Source organism: Nocardiopsis lucentensis DSM 44048 (assembly GCF_000341125.1).
Taxonomy (GTDB): Bacteria; Actinomycetota; Actinomycetes; order Streptosporangiales; family Streptosporangiaceae; genus Nocardiopsis; species Nocardiopsis lucentensis.
Map to the genome: position 1 here is coordinate 24,546 of NZ_ANBC01000571.1, position 20,200 is coordinate 44,745.

The window sequence follows — 20,200 nt, forward strand, 5'->3', positions numbered from 1 at the left end:
GTGTGGCGGTTCAGTCCTCGCGCAGCGTCTCCACCGCCGCCGCGAGGTCGTCCGGATAGGGACTGGCGAACTCCACCGGGCGGTGCTCCGTCGGGTGGTCGAAGCCCAGCCGCACCGCGTGCAGCCACTGGCGCCGCACGCCCAGCCGCTCGGCGAGTGTGGGGTCGGCTCCGTAGAGCATGTCTCCCACGCACGGGTGACGCAACGCCGACATGTGCACGCGGATCTGGTGTGTGCGCCCGGTCTCCAGCTTGATCTCCAGCAGGCTGGCGGCCCGGAAGGCCTCCTGGGTGTCGTAGTGGGTGACGGAGGGACGCCCCCCGGCGACCACGGCCCAACGCCCGTCCCCTGAGGGGTGCCGGTCGATCGGCGCGTCGACGGTGCCGCGCAACGGGTCGGGGTGCCCCTGCACCAGCGTGTGGTACCGCTTGTCCACGGTGCGTTCCTTGAACGCCCGCTTGAGCACGCTGTAGGCGGTCTCGCTCTTGGCCACGACCATCAGACCGGTGGTGTTGGCGTCCAGACGGTGCACGATCCCCTGTCGCTCGGCCGCTCCGCTGGTCGCCACCTGGATACCGGAGGCGAGCAGCCCCTCCAGGACGCTCGGCCCGGTCCAGCCCACGGTGGGGTGGGCGACCACGCCGACCGGTTTGTCCACGACGATGATGTCGGCGTCCTCGTGCACGATCCGCAGACCCGGTACCGCTTCGGGGCGCGGCACCGGCGCGACGGGCGGCGGCGGGAGCGTGATCTCCAGCCAGGCGCCGGCCTGGACCCGGTCGGACTTGCCCGCCTCGGCCCCGTCGACCAGGACACTGCCGTCGAGGATGAGTTCGGCCGCGCGGGTGCGCGACAGACCGAACATGCGGGCGATCGCCGCGTCGAGCCGGTCGCCCTCCAGCCCGTCGGGCACCGGCAGGGTCCGTGTGTCGGTCACTTGCCCGTCCCCTCGTCGGTGTCATCGTCCGAACGGTCCGCCGCGCCGTCCTTCTTCTTCTCGTCCACGGCCAGGCTGCCGTCCAGATTGATCCCCTTGAAGGTCAACAGCACCACCAGGCACGCGCCCACCACGACGCAGGAGTCGGCGATGTTGAACACCGGCCAGTACGGCACGCGGATGAAGTCGACGACCGCGCCGTGGAAGGGGGCGGGGTCACGGAAGAGACGGTCCAGGAGGTTTCCGGCCGCCCCGCCCATCATCAGGCCGAGGGTGATCCCCCACCAGACGTTGCGCACGCGCAGACCCAGGTAGGCGATGGCCGCCACCACGACGATGGCGATGCCGGTGAACATCCACGTGTGGTCGGTGCCCAGTGAGAACGCCGCCCCGGTGTTGTACACCAGTGTGAACTGGAGGAGCCCGCCGATCACGTCGACGCTCTCCCCCTCGGAGAAGGTCGACAGGACCCACTGCTTGGTGGCGAGGTCGGCGAGGACCGCGGCGAGCGCGACCAGCAGCAGGAGCAGGTACCTGCGCGGTCGCGCCTCGGCGGTGTCGGGCGTGGTCATGTTGCTGTCCCCGGAGGGCTCTACCTCAGTCAGCGACGCTCCTCGCGCTGTTTGCAGGTGACGCACAGGGTGGCTCTGGGGAAGGCCTGCAGGCGTGCTTTCCCGATGGCCTGGCCGCAAGACTCGCAGACCCCGTAGGTTCCCGCGTCCATCCGTTCGATCGCCCGCTCGCTCTTGGCGAGCAGGTCACGAGTATTGTAGGCCAACGCCAGATCGTGTTCGCGCTGGAAGGCCTTGGCCCCGGTGTCCGCGGGGTCGTCCCCCGCGCCCTCGACCGGGTCGCTCAGCCGGGCGGCGAGCTCGTCCTCGCTCTCGCGGATCTCCTCGCGCAGGGCCGCGATCTCGTTCTGGAGCTGTTCGCGGACCTCGGCGATCTCCTCCGGTGTCCAGGGCTCCTCCCCCGGACGGACCGGCAGCCTGGCGGCTTCAGTGGCCTTCATCGCACTTCCCCTCCCAGACGGGCTCGCCCGCCCCATGCCCCGCGGACCGCGGGACCTCCCCCACGTGGGACGTTGCGCGAGCGGTGCCGGAAGCCTAGGCAAAACACGAGCCCAAGGCAATGATCCAGGCGGTGTGCCCTCGTCTCACCTGGTTCAAACGACGGCCAAGCCCCGGTGCTTCCCGGTGCTATCGCACGGAGGCGAACCCGCCGTAGTCCTCCGCGAGCGCGGACAGGTGGGGTTCGTCGAACACGGCCGGACCGCCGTGGGGGCCGGTACACACCTCGATCACCCAGTCCACGTCCTCCGCGTCGTCCTCCCCGGCGAGCATGTCCCGGTGCACGTGACAGGGCTCATAGCCCTGTTCCAGCAACTGCTCGGCCAGCTCGTCGGCGTCCTCGCGGTCGGGCAGGCTCACCATGACCGCGCCGCGCGTGCCCTCCGCCATGACCGGCACCCTCCCCTGGGCGAAATCGCGCCGTGCACCGCACCGCGCTGCGTTATCCTGACTCTCAAGGCGTCGATGGGGACGAGTAACGCTGGCCCCGACCGGACGGACACAGCCTAGAGGGCCCACTCCGTCCAAGCGACCCGGGGTTGGTGGGAGCCCGGGGGCACGACCAGCGCGAAGATCACCCCGGAGCCGCCGGAGGAACGGGAGCCCCGCGCTCCCCAGTAGAACCGGCACCGGCGTAACGAAGAGGGACCCGCCCGCCGACCGCCCAGCGGATCGGCCGCGGTTCCAAGGAGGGTGGTACCGCGGGGCTTGAGCCTCGTCCCTCCGTCAGGCACACCCCTGATGGAAAGGTACGACGGTGGCCAACGACCCCCGGCCCGAATCCCGCGCGCTGCCCCAGCTGCCCGCGCAGATCGATCTACCCGCGACGGAGCGCGAGATCCTCGGCCGCTGGTCGAAGGAGAACGTCTTCCAGCGCTCGCTCGACCAGACCCGCGGCGGCCCCAACTGGGTCTTCTACGAAGGGCCGCCCACCGCCAACGGCCAGCCCGGCGTGCACCACGTCGAGGCCCGTGCGTTCAAGGACGTCTTCCCTCGCTTCCGCACCATGCGCGGCTACCACGTCGACCGCAAGGCCGGGTGGGACTGCCACGGCCTGCCCGTCGAGGTCGCCGTGGAGAAGGAACTGGGCCTGTCCGGCAAGAAGGACATCGAGAGCTTCGGCATCGCCGAGTTCAACGACCGCTGCCGCGAGTCCGTCCTGCGCAACGTGGACGCCTTCACCGCCATGACCGAGCGCATGGGCTACTGGGTGAACATGGACGACGCCTACCGCACCATGGACCCCCAGTACGTGGAGTCCGTGTGGTGGGCGCTCAAGCAAATCTGGGAGAAGGGGCTCCTGGTCCGCGACTACCGGATCAGCCCCTACTGCCCCCGGTGCGGCACGACGCTGTCCGACCACGAGCTCGCCCAGGGCTACGAGACGGTCACCGACCCGTCCGTCTACGTGCGCTTCCCGGTGACCTCCGGTCCGCTGGCCACGCCCGAGCACCCGACCTCGCTCCTGGTGTGGACCACGACCCCGTGGACGCTGGTCTCCAACACGGCCGTCGCCGTGCACCCGGACGTGTCGTACGTGGTGGCCACGGACGGCACCGAGCGCCTGGTGGTGGCCGAGCCCCTGTTCGAGAAGGTCCTGGGCGAGGGCTGGGAGCTGACCGGCGAGCGGTTCGAGGGTGACGAGATGGAGCGCTGGACCTACCAGCGCCCCTTCGACCTCGTCCCCTTCGACGAGCCCGCGCACTTCGTCCTGCTCGCCGACTACGTCACCGTCGAGGACGGTACCGGCCTGGTCCACCAGGCCCCCGCCTTCGGTGCGGACGACATGACCACCTGCCGCGCCTACGGCCTGCCGGTGGTCAACCCGGTGCGCCCCGACGGCACGTTCGAGGGCGACCTGGGGCTGGTGGGCGGGACCTTCTTCAAGGAGGCCGACAAGACCCTGGTCCGCGACCTCAAGGACCGCGGCCTGATGTTCCGCCACCAGCAGTACGAGCACTCCTACCCGCACTGCTGGCGCTGCCACACCGCGCTGCTGTACTACGCGGTCCCGTCCTGGTACATCCGCACGACGGCGGTCAAGGACGAGCTCATCGCCCAGAACGACGTCACCAACTGGGTTCCGGAGAACGTCAAGGAGGGCCGCTTCGGCGAGTGGCTGCGGGGCAACGTCGACTGGGCGCTCTCCCGGAACCGCTACTGGGGCACGCCGCTGCCGATCTGGGAGTTCCCCGACGGACGCCAGATCTGCGTCGGTTCCCTGGAGGAGCTGAGCCGGCTCAGCGGGCAGGACCTGTCCAACCTCGACCCGCACCGCCCCTACGTCGACGACGTCGTCATCCCCGACCCCGACGCCGACCCCTCGCTGCCCGAGGAGGAGCGGGTGGCGCGCCGTGTGCCGGAGGTCATCGACGCGTGGTTCGACTCCGGGTCGATGCCGTTCGCCCAGTGGGGCGCGCCGCACCGGGACGCCGACACCTTCCAGGAGAACTTCCCGGCGCAGTACATCTCCGAGGCGATCGACCAGACGCGCGGGTGGTTCTACTCGCTGCTGGCCGTGAGCACCCTGGTCTTTGGCCGCAACTCCTTCGAGAACGTGGTCGTGCTCGGCCACATCCTCGCCGAGGACGGCCGCAAGATGAGCAAGCACCTGGGCAACGTCATGGAGCCCATCCCGGTGATGGACCGGCACGGCGCCGACGCGCTGCGCTGGTTCATGCTCGCCAGCGGCTCCCCGTGGACGGCCCGGCGGGTCGGTCACGCCGCCCTGGAGGAGATCGTCCGCAAGGTCCTGCTGACCTACTACAGCACGGTCTCCTTCTTCACCCTGTACGCGAACGCCGGTGAGGGCTGGGACCACGCCAAGCTGGCGCAGGCGCCCGCGCCGAAGGACCGTCCGCTGCTGGACCGCTGGCTGCTGTCGGAGCTCAACGAGGTCGTCCGCGACGTCACCGAGGCGATGGACTCCTTCGACACCACCACGGCCGGGCGGCGCCTGACCGCGTTCGTCGACGACGTGTCCAACTGGTACGTGCGCCGCTCCCGCCGCCGGTTCTGGGGCGGGGCGAACACCCCGGAGGGCGCGTCCGCGTTCGCGACGCTGTTCGAGGCGCTGGAGACGGTGACCCTGCTGATGGCGCCGATCGTGCCGTTCCTGACCGACCACGTGTGGTCGGCGCTGCGCCGACCGGACTCCCCCGACTCGGTGCACCTGGCGTCGTGGCCGACGGTGGACGAGGACCTGATCGACACCGGGCTGTCCGAGCAGATGGGGCTCACCCGCCGTCTCGTCGAACTGGGCCGGTCGGCCCGCGTCGACTCGGCGGTGCGCACCCGCCAGCCGCTGGCCCGTGCCCTGGTGGGCGCGCCCGGGTTCGCGGAACTGCCGGTCCAGCTGCGCGACCAGGTCGCCGACGAGCTCAACGTCGAGCGGCTGGACGCGCTGTCCTCCGTGGGCGGCGACCTGGTGGACTACGTCGTCAAGCCGAACTTCCGAGCCCTGGGCAAGCGGTTCGCCAAGCGCACCCCGCTGGTGGCCAAGGCGATCCAGGCGGCCGATCCGGCCGAGCTGGTCGCCCGGGTCCGCGACACCGGTTGGGCGCAGGTGCGCGTCGAGGACGAACCCGTCGACGTCAGCGCCGACGAGCTGCTGGTCACCGAGCAGCCCCGGGAGGGCTGGACGGTGGCCTCCGAGTCCGGGGAGACCGTCGCCCTGGACCTGGAGCTCACTCCCGAGCTGCGCCGCGCCGGCCTGGCCCGGGAGATGGTCCGGATGCTCCAGGACGCCCGCAAGCGCAGCGGTTTGGAGGTCTCCGACCGGATCCACGTGTGGTGGTCGGCGTCGCAGGAGAGCACCGAACAGGCTCTGGTCGAGCACGGGGACGCGATCGCCGGGGAGGTCCTGGCGGACGCCTTCGTCGCCGGTGAGTCGGGTGAGGACCTGTTCACCGCCTCGTCCGAGGAGTTCGGTGTGACCTTCGGGTTCCGCCGGGTCTGACGGTCGGGCTCCGACTGACCGTGAAGGCGGACGGGCGCCGCTCCGGAGGGTGGAGCGGCGCCCGTCGTGCGTTCGGGTCCGTGTCAGTGGACTCGGTCGGTCTCCTCGTCCTCGGTGGCGGAGGCACGGTCCTCCGCGGCCGTGGTGGGGGCGGTGTCGGTGTCGTCCTCGACCGTGTCCGCCGGGGTCTGCGGCTCCGGCTCGTGGCTTTCGGCCCCGGCCTCCCCGTCGGCGGCGTCCTCGTCCGGTTCGGCGCGGGCCTCCTCGCGCTCCCCGACGTCGTTCGGTGAGGGCTCGTCGTCGGCTTCGGTCACCTCGTGGGCGGTCGGCGCGGCGATCTCCGCCGCATCGGATGCGGCGGGGGGGNNCGGGGGCCGGTGCGGCCGCGTCGACCGTGTCCTGAAGGCTCGGGATCCGGTAGCTGAAGGGGGTGGCGGGAGTATCGTCCCCGTCAGGAATGGTCTCGGAGGCGGGGGTGTCCCGCTCGGTGGGGGATTCGGGGGGCGTCTCGTCGTCGTGCGCGGGGGCCGGTTCGTCCGCGGCCTCCCGGGCGGACACCGTGTCCGGTGTGTCCGCGGGGCTCGTCTCCTCCTCCGCGATCCGCTCGCGGGAGTCTTCGGGGGCGGGAGGCCCGGTGTCCGGTTTCGGCCACGCGGCCGCCACGGGCGTCTCTCCACGGGGAGGACCGGGCTCCGGCTCGCCGGGCTCCTCGACGACCCGTGTGTCCTGGAGGCGTGGCTCCTGGGCCGTGGTGACCTCCCGCACCGGCTCCGGCGCCGGTGCGGGTACACGCCCTGGGTCCTCCGGCCGTTCGTGGGGAACCGGGGGTGTCACGGGGACGGACGCCTTCCCCAAACCGTCCGTCCCGGAACGTTCCCGCTGCGATCCTCCCCCGCTGAACCGGCCCTGGATCATCGCCCCCACCAAGAGGAGGGCGCTGACCGCGCCGAGTCCGAGTGCGACGTACACCAAGGTGGTCTCGGCGAACAGCAGGGCAGCCGCGATGACGGCGATGGCCGCCAGCACCGCCACGGTTGCGATGACGCTAAGGATCACGGGTCGACCAGGGCCTTTACACGCGTTGAGCCGGAGTCTTCAGTTGTTCGGAACCGCACACCGCCGAGCTCAGCGGCGCTCGTGCGGAGCCTCACCCGGGTGGAAACCACCGTGCGGGGCGGGCTCGGGCTGCCCGAACGGGTTGCCCGCGGGGCCGTGCTGCTGGAGCGACGGAGCCCCTCCGGACTGGGGAGCCATCGTCTGGAAGCCACCCGTGGTGTTCGGGTTGGGCTCACCGGACTTGCCCTCCTCGTTGAGCTCGCGCAGCTGCCGCTCGAAGTAGTCCTTCAGGCGGCTGCGGTACTCGCGCTCGAAGTCCTTGAGGACGTTGACCTTGTGCTCCAGCTCCTCGCGCTGCTGCACGAGGCTGCCCATGACCTGACGGTGGCGCTCCTGGGCGTCGCGGTCCAGGTTCTCGGAGCGGGCGCGGGCCTCACCGATGATCTGGTCGGCCTGACGGCGCGCCTTGCCGAGGATGTCCTCGGACTCGTGGCGGGCGCGGCCCAGCGTCTCGTCGGCCTCGCGGCGGGCGTCGGAGATCGCCTGGTCGGCGGTCTGCTGGGCGAGCGCCAGGACACGGGCGGCCGTGTCCATGTTCTCCTCGCCGCCCATGGCCAGGTTCGCACCGGTCATCGACATCTGGGCGGGCTGGGCGGGAGGCTGGGGAGCCTCGACGGCCTGCGGCGGCTGGACGGGCTCCGGGCGCATCTGCTCGACGTGCTGCTGGGGCTCGGGAGCGGCCTCCTGCTGCTGGAAGTCCTGCATGCCGGCGTTGGGGACCTTGCCGCGCAGACACTCGGCGAGCTTGCCGCGCAGTTCCTCGTTCTCCTGGATCAGCCGGTCCAGCTCGGACTCGACCTCGTCGAGAAAGGCATCGACCTCTTCTTCGTCGTATCCCGGTCGGAGCCGGGTGGTACTGAACTGCTTGTTCCGCACGTCCGCGGGTGTCAGCGGCATCTTCGTCTCCTTGGCGCGCTTGGGAGTCTGTCCGTAGGGACGCTACCTGATCGTGACCTTACGGCAATCCAGATCATGACCAAGACCACATAACGGAATCAGGGGTATCTCGTTGCCCTGTGTATCCCTACGCGACCGTAGCTGCGAGGCCCCCGAGTACGTTCATCAGCAGCCACACGGCGATGAACAGGATCAACACACTCAGGTCGAGTGCGATGCTCCCCAGTCGCACCGGCTTGATGAACCGACGCAGGAACCTCAGTGGTGGGTCGGTGATCGTGTACACGATCTCAGCGAGCACGAGCACGAACCCCGTGGGACGCCATGTCCTGGAGAAGGACTGCACCATCTCCAGGACCACTCTCGCGATCAGCACGAAAAGGAAGATCTGGAGCGCGATGAGCAGCACTGACAGGACGATACTCACGGTCGTTCCCCGACCCAATCTTTGGACAGGTGTGATGGTCTAGCTCTGATTGAAGAACCCTCGCTCAGCAATCCGCGCCTTGTCTTCGGCGGTCACCTCGACGTTCGCCGGAGAGAGCAGGAACACCTTGTTGGTGACCCTCTCGATACTGCCATGGAGACCGAAGATCAGACCAGCCGCGAAGTCGACGAGACGCTTGGCGTCACTGTCGACCATCTCGGTCAGGTTCATGATCACCGGTGTACCCTCCCGGAAGTGTTCTCCGATGGTACGCGCCTCGTTGTAGGTGCGGGGGTGGAGCGTGGTGATCCGCGCGAGGTCGGCGGTGGAGGCCACCGTGGTCGAGCCACCGCGCCGGTCGCCCGAACCCAGGTAGTCGTCGGTGTCCGTCACTGAGTCGCCCCGTGCTTCCTCGCCTCGCGGAGCGTCGGCGTCGCCGTCCCGCCCCTCATCCGACCCCTCGTCGAATTCGTCGAACTCATCATATTCGTCCGCATAGCGGTGATCGTAACGGTCGTCCTCCACGAGGCCGAGGTAGACCGCCATCTTGCGCATCGCGCCGGCCATCCCATGCCCTCCGTCGTCCCCGCGGCCTTCACCGCAGCCAGCTCCTCCATCTTCACCCGTCCCTCACCACCCTCGCGGGGCGGAGCGCCCATTGGGGCGAACTCCACAGACGGGCCCCAAGGTCTATGTGGGGACATTACCCCACGATCGGCGCCCGGTCGCCGAGCAACGCCGTGCCGAGTCGCAGGTGTGTCGAACCGTGCGCGACGGCCGCCTCCAGGTCACCGCTCATACCCGCCGAGATCGCCGCGGCCCCCGGGTAGCGGTCGCGGACACGGTCGGCGACCGCCCGCAATCGGGCGAAGGCGGCGTGGGCGTCACCCTCGCGCGGAGCCACCGCCATGACACCCCCGAGGGTGAGCGCCTCGTGCTCGTCGATCCGCTCGGCCAGGTCGAGTGCGTCCCGTGGGTCGACTCCGCCGCGCGGTCCGATCACGCCCGCTTGGGAGTCGGAGTCGAGGTTGACCTGGATCAGACAGGTCAGATGCCGTCCGGCGGCCGCGGCGCGCTCGCCCAGGGCCCGGGCCAGACGAGCCCGGTCCACCGAGTGGACGACGTCGGCGTAACCGGCCACCGAGCGGGCCTTGTTGGTCTGCAACTGGCCGACGAAGTGCCAGGTCAGATCCAGGTCGGCGGTCTCGGCGGCCTTCGGCGCGGCCTCCTGGTCGCGATTCTCCCCGACGTCGGTGACGCCGAGGGAGGCGAGGACGCGCACATCGCTGGCCGGGTAGGTCTTGGTGACGGCGACCAGCGACACCTCGGCGGGGTCACGGTCGGCCTTGGCGCAGGCGGCGTCGATCCTGGCCCGTACGGCGTCGAGATTCGCGCGGACCTGGGCTACGCGCGCGGGGTCGGGGTGTGACACTGTTTCCCTTCTGTTCCCCGCGGGACCGGGGTGAATCGAGTCATTCGAGGTGGCCCGTGGTGGTGACGGGTCCACCCACCATCGCAGACACAGAGTACGACCTGGCGTCCCGTCTCCCGGGGTGGGGAACGGTACCGGGTGACCCGGTCCGGGGCTCAGACCCGCCAGAGGAACGAGGCGAACCGTCCGGTCGGGGCGTCGCGGCGGTGGGAGAAGAGTTCGGGGCTCTCCAGGGTGCAACGGCCGTCGGCGGTGATGTCGGCGACCCCGGCGCGGCGCAGCTGGGCGGTGACGGCGGCGAGCATGTCCACACCGGCCGTGCCCTGGCGGGTCGCACAGGCGGCCTCGGGCGTGTTCCGGGCGGTCTCGTCCCGTACGTGCTCGGGCACCTCGTAGCACTTGCCGCAGATGGCGGGGCCGAGGAAGACGGTGATCCGGTCGGTGTCGGCGCCCTGGGCGACCATGGTCTCCACCAGGTTGGCGGCCACACCCGCCGCCGTCCCCAGGCGGCCGGAGTGGGCCGCGCCCAGCACTCCGGCCTCGGCGTCGGCGGCCAGGACGGGCAGGCAGTCGGCGGCCATCGAGGCCAGGACCAGGTCGGAACGGGTGGTGACCACCCCGTCGCAGGTGCCCACCTCCCCCGGTCCGGCGGCCACGAGGACGTCGGCGCTGTGCACCTGGTTCATCCACACGACACGGTCCACGTCGAAGCCGAGGTTCCGAGCCGCGGTCTCCCGGTTGGCCGAAACCGCCTCGCGCGCGTCACCCGTGCCGAGTCCGAGGTTGAGGGAGTCGTAGGGCGGCGCGCTCACACCGCCGCTCCGCTCGGTGACGGACGCGCGTACGCCGCGGCCCAGGTCGATGACGTTGCCCATCCGGCCCTCCCCTAGCCCGGAGGCCGCTTCGTGGGGGGACCCCTTCAACGGACGCCTCCGGCGCAGTTCTACCTTGTCGCCGCCCACCACCGCCCAGGGAGCGGCTTCGCGGAACGGTGGTCTGTCCTCGGGCCCGCACGGGGAGGCACGGCCGTGTGAACGACATCCCCGGGGGCGACGACGGCCCCGCCACGGAAGGCGGGGCCGTCGGCACTCAGATGCTACCGGGGTTGGATCCCGTTACTTCAGGAACTCCGGGATGTCCAGGTCGTCGGGGTCGTCGAAGATGACGCGGCGCCGGGGTGTGGGAACCTCGCCGCGCCGCTCGGCGGTGGAGTCGGTGACGGCGTGGATGGGACCGTTGCGCCCCTCCCGCGCAGCGGGTTCCTCCGTCTCCCGCTCGACCGGCCGCTCCTGAGCGGGCGCCGCCTCGGCGGCGGGCTCGGCGTGGCTCTCCGGGAAGGAGGTCGGGGCGTGCGACGGCGTCTCCGCGGGCGGCTCCGATTCGGTCGGCGCCGACGGAGTCGACGGCGTGGCCGGGGTGGTCGGCGCGGAGGAGGCGGTCGGGACGGCCGGCGTCGGCCGCTCCGGCTCCACCTGCTGGTACTGGACCGGCTGGACCGGCTGGGCCGGCTGGGCCTGCGGGCGCGCGGGCTCCGGGGCGCTGGTCGGTTCCGGTCGCGTCGGAGCGGTCCACGGCATGGTGCCGGCCGTCGCCCCACCCGTGTCCGCCACGGACGACGCCCGCTCCTTCGGCGCCTCCGGTGCGGTCTCGGTGATCGCCTTGGGGGCGGCGGCCTCAGAAGGGTCCACGGGGCGGCGCTCCCGCACCACGGGACCGGTCACTTCGGGTTCGTCGAAGCCCGCGGCGATCACGGTGACGCGCACCTCGTCGCCGAGCGCGTCGTCGATGACGGCGCCGAAGATGATGTTGGCCTCGGGCGCGGCCGAGTTGGCCACGAGTTGGGCGGCCTCGTTGATCTCGAACAGGCCCAGGTCGGAGCCGCCCTGGATGGACAGCAGGACCCCGTGGGCCCCGTCGATGCTCGCCTCCAGGAGCGGTGACGAGATCGCCATCTCCGCCGCCGCGACCGCGCGATCGTCCCCGCGCGCCGATCCGATTCCCATGAGCGCGGAGCCGGCGCCCTGCATGACCGACTTCACGTCCGCGAAGTCCAGGTTGATCAGGCCGGGGGTGGTGATGAGGTCGGTGATGCCCTGAACACCCGAGAGCAGGACCTGGTCGGCCGCCTTGAAGGCGTCCAACACGCTGACCTGCCGGTCGGAGATGGACAGCAGCCGGTCGTTGGGAATCACGATGAGTGTGTCGACCTCCTCACGGAGCATCGCTATTCCCGACTCGGCCTGGGTGGCCCGCCGCTTGCCCTCGAAGCCGAAGGGGCGGGTGACCACACCGATGGTGAGGGCCCCGAGGGAGCGGGCGATGTTGGCGACGACGGGTGCCCCTCCGGTGCCCGTCCCACCGCCCTCGCCTGCCGTGACGAAGACCATGTCGGCCCCCTTGAGGACCTCCTCGATCTCCTCACGGTGGTCCTCGGCGGCCTTACGGCCGACGTCGGGGTTGGCTCCGGCTCCCAGACCGCGGGTGAGCTCACGACCGACGTCGAGTTTGACGTCGGCGTCACTCATCAGCAGCGCCTGGGCATCGGTATTGATGGCGATGAACTCGACGCCCTTGAGCCCCTCTTCGATCATTCGGTTGACGGCGTTGACACCGCCGCCGCCGATGCCGACGACTTTGATGACCGCGAGGTAGTTCTGCGGTGCTGCCACGACGAGGGGCCTTTCCGCTCGCATGAGCCGTCCCCTCACCGTGTCCGGGGCTCTGGCCGCCGGAGACGCCTCAGGTTCGGCATCCGGTTTACTCCATGTGCGTTTCGGGTTCCCCGCACCGCGGCGTCCACGACGCCGGTGTCAAGGGACCCGGGGCCACCTGATCCCGTTCCGCATCCGGCCGACCGGCCGATGCCCTCCGCCTCGTGGACGGATGAGAACGGTTCCTGCGTACCCCGAAAAGCGTGTTTTGCTACGTTCTTGACGGTGGTTGTGCTTCCCGACAGTAAGCGGACTGCCGAGTACGGGCAACCGTGCTGGGATCAGCCTAACCGCGCATAACACGGGGAAGCGATGTGCGCACTCGGCGCGTCGCGTCTGGAATGTCCGCGCCGATCGGTAAAACGTCCCGCAGGGTGGCCCACGACACTCCTCCTGGGCGCGGTGAGCGACCCTGTCGTTCCTTTTCCTCGCACTGGGTAACGCTTCACCGAACGATGGCCAGGTCAGGAACGCTCACGTCGTAGACCAGCCCGTCCTGCGGGGGGTGCTCACGCATGAGCACGCGCAGGACGGCGCTCTTGTCGGCGGTGCCTGAGGGGTCGCCCCATTCCACGAGGGAGCCGTCACCGAGGTCGAGGGTGATCGCGTCGGTCTCGGTGGCGTCGATGAGCTGGATCTGCGCCAGGAGCGAGTCCGGTGCGCGTTCGACGATGTCCGCCGCCGCCCGGACCGCCTCGTTCCCCTCGACCTCACCGGTGACGCGCACCACCGGGTGGGTGCCCGGGCGCGTCGGCGAATCCTCGATGCGCACGCCGTCCCCGTCCACGAGGCGGTACTCGTCACCGGCCCGGACCGCCAACAGCGGTTGGCGCTCGACCACCTCCACGCGGAGGGTGGCGGGCCAGCCGCGTGTCAACGTGGCCGACTCCACCAGTTCGACGGACTCCGCCCGTTGCGCGCCGCCCTCCAGATCGACACGGATCAGCGGCGTGCCGGTGGGCACGTCGACGGCCGCCACGACCTCCTCCGCCGAGACCCTGTCCAGGCCGGTGACGGCGACGTCGCGCACCACGAGCAGCCGGGACCCGAGGAGCACCCAGGTGACCACGCAGACCAGGGCGACCACCAGCAGCGCCACGAAGGCGAGCTTCCAGGGGTCGGACTTCCCCCGCGCTCTCGTGCCCGGCTTCGAAGCCGGTTTCGAAGCCGGTTTCGTGCTGGTCTTCGTCCCGCCCTGGTCAGCGCTCACGTGTCTCCCCCTGCTTACTTTGGGCCTGCCGCTTGGCTTCGGCCCGTGTTCGGGCGCCCCGAGGGCAGGGATGCTTCATCCTCGGCCACGCCTGTCGCTCGTTCCTCGCCACGCGGCTCGCCTCGCCCGCCCGTCGCCCGGACGGCCTACCCGGCCGCGATCTCCGCGGCCTCGGCACAGGCCTCCACGATCCGCGGCCCCAGCTCGGTGACGTCACCCGCGCCCATGGTGAGCACGATGTCCCCGGGGCGGGCGAGTTCGGCCACACGGCGCACGACCTCGTCCCTTCCGGGCACGTACCACACGCGGTCGTGGTCGACCCTGGAGGTGATCAGCTCGCCGGTCACCCCGGGATCGGGGTCCTCACGGGCGGCGTAGACCTCCATGACGACGACCTCGTCGGCGAGGCTGAGCGCGGCGGCGAACTCGTCGGCGAAGAAGCGGGTGCGGCTGTACAGGTGGGGTTGGAAGAGGGCGACGACCCGGCCCTGGGGCAGTCCCCGCTCCACCGCCTCCCCGGCCACCGACTCCAGGGCGGCCCGGGTGGCGCGCAGGTCGGCCTCGATCTCCGTGGGGTGGTGGGCGTAGCTGTCGTAGACCGCCACACCGTCCGCCTCGCCCTTGAGCTCGAAGCGGCGCGCGGCACCGGCGAAGTCGGCGATACCCTCCACCGCGACGTCCAGGTCGTGGCCGAGTTCGTCGGCGACCACGAGCGCGGCGGCCGCGTTGAGCACGTTGTGCCGCCCCGGGACCGCCAGGGTGCCGTCGATGGGATCGCCGCCGACGGTCTCGATCGTGAACTCGGTGGTGAAGCCGCGTGCGACCGTCCGGGTGATCCGGTAGTCGGCGTCGTCGGCCTCTCCGTAGGTCACGACGCGTTTGCCGCGCTCACGGGCGATCTCGGCGACCCGACGGGCGCCCGGGTCGTCAACGCCGACGATCAGGGTGCGCTCGACCCGGTCGACGAACGCGGCGAAATTGGCGTGGATCTCGTCCAGACCGCTGTAGTTGTCCAGGTGGTCGGCTTCGACGTTGGTGACCACGGCGATCTTCGGGGAGAGCATGAGGAAGGAGCCGTCGCTCTCGTCGGCCTCCACGGCGATGGCCGGGCCGATCCCCGCGTCGGCGCCCAGGCCGGTGGTGACCAGCTTGCCGCCGATCACGTAGCCGGGTTCGGCGCCCAGGTGCTGGAGCACGACGGCGACCATCGACGTGGTGGTGGTCTTGCCGTGCGTACCAGACACGGCGACGCCTTCACGGCCCAGCAGCAGCGCGCCCAGGGCGGCGGCCCTCGGCAGGATCCGCAGACCGCGTCGGCGGGCCTCGACCAGTTCGGGGTTGTCGTCGCGGATGGCGGAGGAGACCACGAGCGTCTCGGCGGCGCCCAGGTGCTCGGCCGTGTGGCCGACGTGTGTCCTCGCGCCCATCTCCTCCAGTTCGCGAAGGGTCTCGCTGTCCCGGGCGTCACTGCCCGACACCTCGACCCCGGACTGGAGCAGGACACGGGCGATACCGGACATGCCCGCGCCGCCCAGGCCGATGAAGTGGGTGCGGCCGAGCTTGTCCACGGGGACCGGGTCGGTGGGAGGAACAAGACTCATCGAGCGTCCTTGCCGTCGTCGTAGAAGACCTCGTCGCCGTCGCCGTCCTCGACGGGCAGCTCCGGGGTGGGTTTGTCGCCGCGGGCGATCGCCATGACCTCGCGGGCCAACTCCATGTCGGCGTCCCTGCGGCCCATCCGTGCGGCCGCCTCGGACATGGTCACGACCCGGTCGGTGTCGGTGAGCAGGGGGATGAGCTGACTGGTGATCCACTCGACGGAGACGTCGGCGTTGTTGACCATGAGGCCGCCGCCCGCCTGCACGATCGGTTCGGCGTTCAGGGCCTGCTCACCATTGCCGATGGCCAGCGGGACGAAGGCGCCGGGCAGACCGACGGCGGTGAGTTCGGCACAGGTCATCGCACCGGAGCGGCACATCGCGATGTCGGCCGCGGCGTAGGCCATGTCCATCCGGTCCACGTAGGGGACCGCGACGTAGGGGATGCCGTCCTGGGTCAGGTCCTGGGGCTCCTCGGCGTTCTTGGGGCCGACGACGTGCAGGACCTGGACACCGCTCTGCCGGAAGTAGGGGGCGGCGGCGAAGGCGGTCTCGTTGATGCGCTGGGCGCCCTGGGAGCCACCGAAGATCAGCAGGGTGGGCAGATCGTGGCGCAGGCCGAAGTAGGCACGGGCCTTGTCGCCCATCGCCAGCCGGTTCAGCTTGGTGATCTGCTCGCGCAGGGGAATGCCGACGAAACGGCCGTTGCGGATCTGGGTGTGCGGGTGCCCCGTGTACACGTGCGGGGTCAACCGCGCCCCCAGCCGGTTGGCCAGGCCGGGAAGCGGGTTGGCCTCGTGCACGACGATCGGAATGCGCCGCCGCCGAGCGGCCAGGTAGCCGGGTGTGGCCACGTAGCCGCCGAAACCGACGATGACGTCGGCCTGGAGCCGGTCGAGCTGCTCACCCGCGGCGCTGAGCGCGCCGGCGAGCTTGCCCGGGACCGTGAGCAGCTTGGGGGTGAGCTTGCGTGGCAGGGGAACCGCCGGGATCAGGCCGAGCTCGTAACCGCGCATGGGAACCAGTCTGGTCTCCAGCCCCCGTTCGGTGCCCAGACAGAGGATCTCCGTGCTGGGGTCGACGCGCCTGAGCGCGTCGGCAAGGGAGAGTGCGGGCTCGATATGCCCGGCCGTGCCGCCTCCGGCTAGGGCTACCCTCATCGTCGCCGATTCCTCCTTGGCCGGTCACCCGCCGGGACCGGTCCGCTCCTGTGCTTGGCCGTCGTCCTGCCACCACGGGGGCCCGTCGTCCGGGAGCCGCGCGCTGTGGTGGAGCGCCTGGGGACCGCGGCGCCACTCCGTTTGGGCACCGCGGTACCGACATTGTCCAGGCCCAGCCAGCTTAGAGCCCTTTGGGCCCCACTGGGACCCCGGGCCGCCAGGGCTTTCCTCGCTTGGGGCTCGGCCTTGGCCAGGGCGAGCAGGACACCGAGGGCCACCATGGTCGGAATGAGCGCGGAACCGCCGTAGGAGACGAGGGGCAGCGGGATCCCGGTGACGGGGACCAGACCGATGACAGCGGCGATGTTGATCATCGCCTGGCCGAGGATCCAGGCGACGAGCGCGATGGCGGCCAGGCGCGCGAAGGGTTCATCGACCCTGCGGGCCACGCGCAGTCCGGCGTACCCCAGCACGCCGAACAGGGAAATGACCACGAGCGTGCCGATGAGGCCGAACTCCTCACCGATGATCGCGAAGATGAAGTCCGACTCGGCGAACGGCAGGAAGCCCCACTTCTCCCGACTCGCCCCGATACCGAGGCCGAACACCCCACCGGTGCCCAGCGCGTACAGCCCGTGCAGTGACTGGAAGCCGTTCCCGGTGGGGTCGGAGCCGGGGTCCAGGAAGGCGGTGACGCGGGTGATGCGGTAGGGCTCGATCGCGATGACGATCACGGCCAGTGCCGTGACCAGACCGAACATGGCCACGAACAGCCGCCCGGGCGCACCGACCACCCACAGCAGGGAGAGGAAGACGAGCAGCAGGACGAGCGTCGTGGACAGGTCCGACCCCAGCAGCACGAGCAGCGCGAGCAGCCCGCATCCGGGCAACAGGGGGAAGAGCAGGTGCCGCCACTCGGTGAGCTCCCGCAGCTCCTCCTTGCGCGCGAGCACGTTGGCGCCCCACAGGGCGAAGGCGAGCTTGGCCGGTTCCGAGGGCTGGATGGTCAGACCACCGATCTCCAGCCACCGCATGGCGCCGTTGACCTCGGTGCCCTGGAACGTGGTGAGCAGCAGCAAGGCCACGGAGATGATCATCGCCGGGTAGCCCGCGATGCGCAGCACCCACTGCGGCAGGTGGGAGGCGAGCAGCATGAGCGGCAGGCCGATGCACGCCGACACCATCTGGCGCTGGAACATCGAGAAGGCTGAGCCGGTCTCGGTGATCGAGTTGACCATCGTCGACGACAGCACCATGACCAGGCCCAGGGCGATGAGCATCACGCCGGTGCCCAGGACCAGGTAGTAGGAGGTGAGGGGACGGTCGAGGGACCGCGCCCACTCACGCCAGAGCGCCCGTTGGCGCCCACCGGTCGCCGCGCGTCCCCGGGGCCGGGTCACCCCTGGGACCGTTGTCGTCGCCGCCATCCACACCCTCCGCACGATTCGCGCCTCAATACTGGCGTACGGGCACGTGCGAGAGCGCGGACATTTCCCGCGTGTTGGCTATCTTTGGCGCCCGGGTGAGTGGTACCGGGCACACTGGAGGCGCCCGCGCGCGCATTCGTGACGCACGGGCGTCAATCCGATACTCAGCGTCGTCGTTCGACCGCTTCGGCGAAGAATCGGCCCCGCTCGGGGTAATTGGTGAACATGTCCATGGAGGCGGCGGCTGGCGCCAGGAGCACCGTGTCGCCCTCCGCGGCCAGTTCCGCGGCGGCGGACACCACCGCGTCCATGACCGTGTGCCCCTCGGGGGCGTCCGCGGCCGGTCCCTCGACCTCCACCACCGGAACGTCGGGCGCGTGCTCGGCCAGGGCCTCGCGCAACCTGGCCCGGTCGGCGCCGATGAGCACCGCGCCGCGCAGCCGGTCCGCGGCCATGGCCACGAGATCGTCGACCTCGGCGCCCTTGAGCAGTCCGCCCGCGATCCACACCACCGAGCGGAAGGCGCTGAGCGAGGCCGCCGCGGCGTGCGGGTTGGTGGCCTTGGAGTCGTCGACGTAGTCGACACCGCCCACCGTGGCCACGTACGCGATGCGGTGCGGTTCGGGGACGAAGGCCGTCAGTCCGGCCTTCACCGACTCCGGAGCCGCACCGATCGAGCGGGCCAGCGCGGCGGCGGCCAGGGCGTTGGCCACGTTGTGCGGGGCGGCTGGACGCACGTCGGCGAGGGTGGCGAGCTCCTCGGCGCTGCTGTGCGGCTCCGCGACGAACGCCCGGTCCACCAGCAGGTCCTCGACCACGCCCAGCTCCCCCGCCTTGGGGGTTTCCAGACGCAGCCCCACCATCGGCGTGTGCGGGTCGCCGTCCTCCTCGGCCAGGCGCACCGACCAGGGGTCGGCGGTGTTGACCACGCGCACGGTGCCGCGCGCGAAGACCCGGCCCTTGGCACGGGCGTAGGCGGTGAGTCCGCCGTGCCAGTCCAGGTGGTCGGGCGCGACGTTGAGCACGGCGGCGGCGTGCGGGCGGACGGTGGAGGACCAGTGCAGCTGGAAGCTGGACAGCTCGACCGCCAGGACGTCGTGGACGTGTCCGTCGGCGTCGGGCAGGACGGCGTCGATGATCGGGGTGCCGACGTTGCCCACGGCCAGCGCGTCACGCCCGTCGGCGCGCAGCATCGCCTCCAGCATCCGGACCGTGGTGGTCTTGCCGTTGGTGCCGGTGACGGCCAGCCAGACCTGGTCGGCGGGCTTGAGCCGCCAGGCCAGCTCCACGTCGCCGACGACCTCGATCCCCGCCTCCGCGGCGCGGAGCAGCAGCGGGGAGTCGGGCCGCCACCCCGGAGAGGTGACGACCAGGTCACACCCCTCGGGCAGCGGGGTGTCCCCCAGGACGACCTCGGCGCCGGCCGCGGTCAGTTCGGCCGCCACCGGGCGGGTGGTGTCGTCGTCGCGACCGTCGACGACGACCACGCGGGCGCCGCGGGCCAGGAGCGCCCGGGCCACGGGGGGACCGGAGACGCCCAGCCCGGCGACGCAGACCGTGCGGTCGGCGAAGGCGGTCGCGGTGTCGGGGTTCTCGTGGTTCGCCATGCCTCTACCTTGGCATCCATTCCAGGTAGAACAGTCCGATGGCGATCGCCACGAACAAGCCCTGGATGATCCAGAAGCGGATCACGATGGTCGTCTCGGCCCATCCCTTGAGCTCGAAGTGGTGCTGGAGCGGGGCCATCCGGAAGACGCGTTTGCCGGTCAGGCGGAACGAGCTGATCTGGATCATCACGGACATGGTGATGATGACGAACAGACCGCCGATGAGCAGCAGCAGGAGCTGGGTGCGGGTGGTGATGGCCAGACCCACGATGAGACCGCCCAGGGCCAGGGAGCCGGTGTCGCCCATGAAGATCTTCGCGGGAGGGGCGTTGAACCACAGGAAGGCGATGCAGGAGCCGAGGACGGCGGAGGCGACCACGGCCAGGTCCAGGGGGTCGCGGACCGTGTAGCAGTTGGTGGCCAGGTAGGAGACGCAGGACTGGCGCAGCTGCCAGTTGCCGATGATGACATAGGCGACCAGTGACAGGATCGTCGCGCCGGTGGCCAGGCCGTCGAGGCCGTCGGTGAGGTTGACCGCGTTGGAGAAGCCGACGATGAGGAACAGCGCCCAGAGGATGAACAGCGGGAGCATCAGCGCGGGGCCGAAGTCGCGGAGGAAGGACAGGCTGGGGGCGGCCGGCGTGTATCCG

At 70.6% G+C, this 20,200-nt stretch carries 18 protein-coding genes; 1 reads left to right on the top strand and 17 read right to left on the bottom strand.

Annotated elements, in window-relative coordinates; translation table 11 throughout:
- Positions 1–10 precede the first annotated feature (10 nt).
- The 4 genes from D471_RS0119840 to D471_RS0119855 form a co-directional block, all read right to left on the bottom strand.
- Positions 11–937, bottom strand: coding sequence for an RluA family pseudouridine synthase (locus tag D471_RS0119840; protein ID WP_017600229.1), 927 nt, complete (start codon positions 935–937; stop codon positions 11–13).
- Positions 934–1,509, bottom strand: coding sequence for a signal peptidase II (gene lspA, locus D471_RS35275; protein ID WP_017600230.1), 576 nt, complete (start codon positions 1,507–1,509; stop codon positions 934–936). The genes D471_RS0119840 and lspA overlap by 4 nt, the downstream gene beginning before the upstream one ends.
- A 29-nt stretch (positions 1,510–1,538) precedes the next feature.
- On the bottom strand, positions 1,539–1,949 hold the full coding sequence (locus D471_RS0119850; RefSeq protein ID WP_017600231.1) for a TraR/DksA family transcriptional regulator: 411 nt from the start codon (positions 1,947–1,949) through the stop codon (positions 1,539–1,541).
- 187 nt (positions 1,950–2,136) lie between these two features.
- Positions 2,137–2,397 carry a hypothetical protein gene (locus D471_RS0119855; RefSeq protein WP_017600232.1) on the bottom strand — a complete coding sequence of 87 codons (261 nt, stop codon included), beginning with the start codon at positions 2,395–2,397 and terminating at the stop codon, positions 2,137–2,139.
- A gap of 367 nt (positions 2,398–2,764) precedes the next feature.
- On the opposite strand from D471_RS0119855, the gene ileS reads away from it, so the two are divergent.
- Positions 2,765–5,965: an isoleucine--tRNA ligase gene (ileS, locus tag D471_RS0119860; RefSeq protein WP_017600233.1), complete on the top strand. Its 3,201-nt coding sequence runs from the start codon at positions 2,765–2,767 to the stop codon at positions 5,963–5,965.
- An 83-nt stretch (positions 5,966–6,048) separates the two neighbouring features.
- Here the strand turns inward: ileS and D471_RS39120 are convergent, their stop codons facing one another.
- The 13 genes from D471_RS39120 to mraY all read right to left on the bottom strand — a co-directional run.
- The gene (locus tag D471_RS39120) at positions 6,049–6,279 is read right to left on the bottom strand and encodes a hypothetical protein (RefSeq protein WP_017600234.1); all 231 of its coding nucleotides are present in this window, start codon (positions 6,277–6,279) and stop codon (positions 6,049–6,051) included.
- Positions 6,280–7,090: 811 nt separating this feature from the next.
- Positions 7,091–7,978 carry a DivIVA domain-containing protein gene (locus D471_RS0119870; RefSeq protein WP_017600235.1) on the bottom strand — a complete coding sequence of 296 codons (888 nt, stop codon included), beginning with the start codon at positions 7,976–7,978 and terminating at the stop codon, positions 7,091–7,093.
- A gap of 127 nt (positions 7,979–8,105) precedes the next feature.
- Positions 8,106–8,405 carry a YggT family protein gene (locus D471_RS0119875; RefSeq protein WP_017600236.1) on the bottom strand — a complete coding sequence of 100 codons (300 nt, stop codon included), beginning with the start codon at positions 8,403–8,405 and terminating at the stop codon, positions 8,106–8,108.
- Positions 8,406–8,444: 39 nt separating this feature from the next.
- A complete protein-coding gene (locus D471_RS0119880; RefSeq protein WP_017600237.1) occupies positions 8,445–8,972 on the bottom strand; it encodes a cell division protein SepF in 528 nt (175 codons plus the stop codon).
- 136 nt (positions 8,973–9,108) lie between these two features.
- Positions 9,109–9,837 (bottom strand): YggS family pyridoxal phosphate-dependent enzyme, encoded by a 729-nt coding sequence (locus D471_RS0119885; RefSeq protein WP_017600238.1) that lies wholly within the window; start codon positions 9,835–9,837, stop codon positions 9,109–9,111.
- Positions 9,838–9,992: 155 nt separating this feature from the next.
- Entirely contained in the window at positions 9,993–10,712 is a 720-nt protein-coding gene (gene pgeF / locus D471_RS0119890; protein ID WP_017600239.1) for a peptidoglycan editing factor PgeF, read from the bottom strand.
- Between the two features lie 240 nt (positions 10,713–10,952).
- A complete protein-coding gene (gene ftsZ, locus D471_RS0119895; RefSeq protein ID WP_017600240.1) occupies positions 10,953–12,506 on the bottom strand; it encodes a cell division protein FtsZ in 1,554 nt (517 codons plus the stop codon).
- Positions 12,507–12,993: 487 nt separating this feature from the next.
- Positions 12,994–13,758, bottom strand: a complete 765-nt coding sequence (locus D471_RS0119900; protein WP_026127890.1) for a cell division protein FtsQ/DivIB — start codon at positions 13,756–13,758, stop codon at positions 12,994–12,996.
- 146 nt (positions 13,759–13,904) lie between these two features.
- Positions 13,905–15,359, bottom strand: a complete 1,455-nt coding sequence (murC, locus tag D471_RS0119905; protein ID WP_017600242.1) for a UDP-N-acetylmuramate--L-alanine ligase — start codon at positions 15,357–15,359, stop codon at positions 13,905–13,907.
- On the bottom strand, positions 15,356–16,516 hold the full coding sequence (gene murG, locus D471_RS0119910; protein ID WP_017600243.1) for an undecaprenyldiphospho-muramoylpentapeptide beta-N-acetylglucosaminyltransferase: 1,161 nt from the start codon (positions 16,514–16,516) through the stop codon (positions 15,356–15,358). The genes murC and murG overlap by 4 nt, the downstream gene beginning before the upstream one ends.
- On the bottom strand, positions 16,513–17,943 hold the full coding sequence (gene ftsW, locus D471_RS0119915) for a putative lipid II flippase FtsW (RefSeq protein WP_026127891.1): 1,431 nt from the start codon (positions 17,941–17,943) through the stop codon (positions 16,513–16,515). Before ftsW ends, murG begins: the two co-directional genes overlap by 4 nt.
- A gap of 164 nt (positions 17,944–18,107) precedes the next feature.
- Positions 18,108–19,550 (bottom strand): UDP-N-acetylmuramoyl-L-alanine--D-glutamate ligase, encoded by a 1,443-nt coding sequence (gene murD, locus D471_RS0119920; RefSeq protein ID WP_017600245.1) that lies wholly within the window; start codon positions 19,548–19,550, stop codon positions 18,108–18,110.
- Positions 19,551–19,554: 4 nt separating this feature from the next.
- The coding region (gene mraY / locus D471_RS0119925; protein ID WP_017600246.1) for a phospho-N-acetylmuramoyl-pentapeptide-transferase at positions 19,555–20,200 on the bottom strand (646 nt) is incomplete at its 5' end.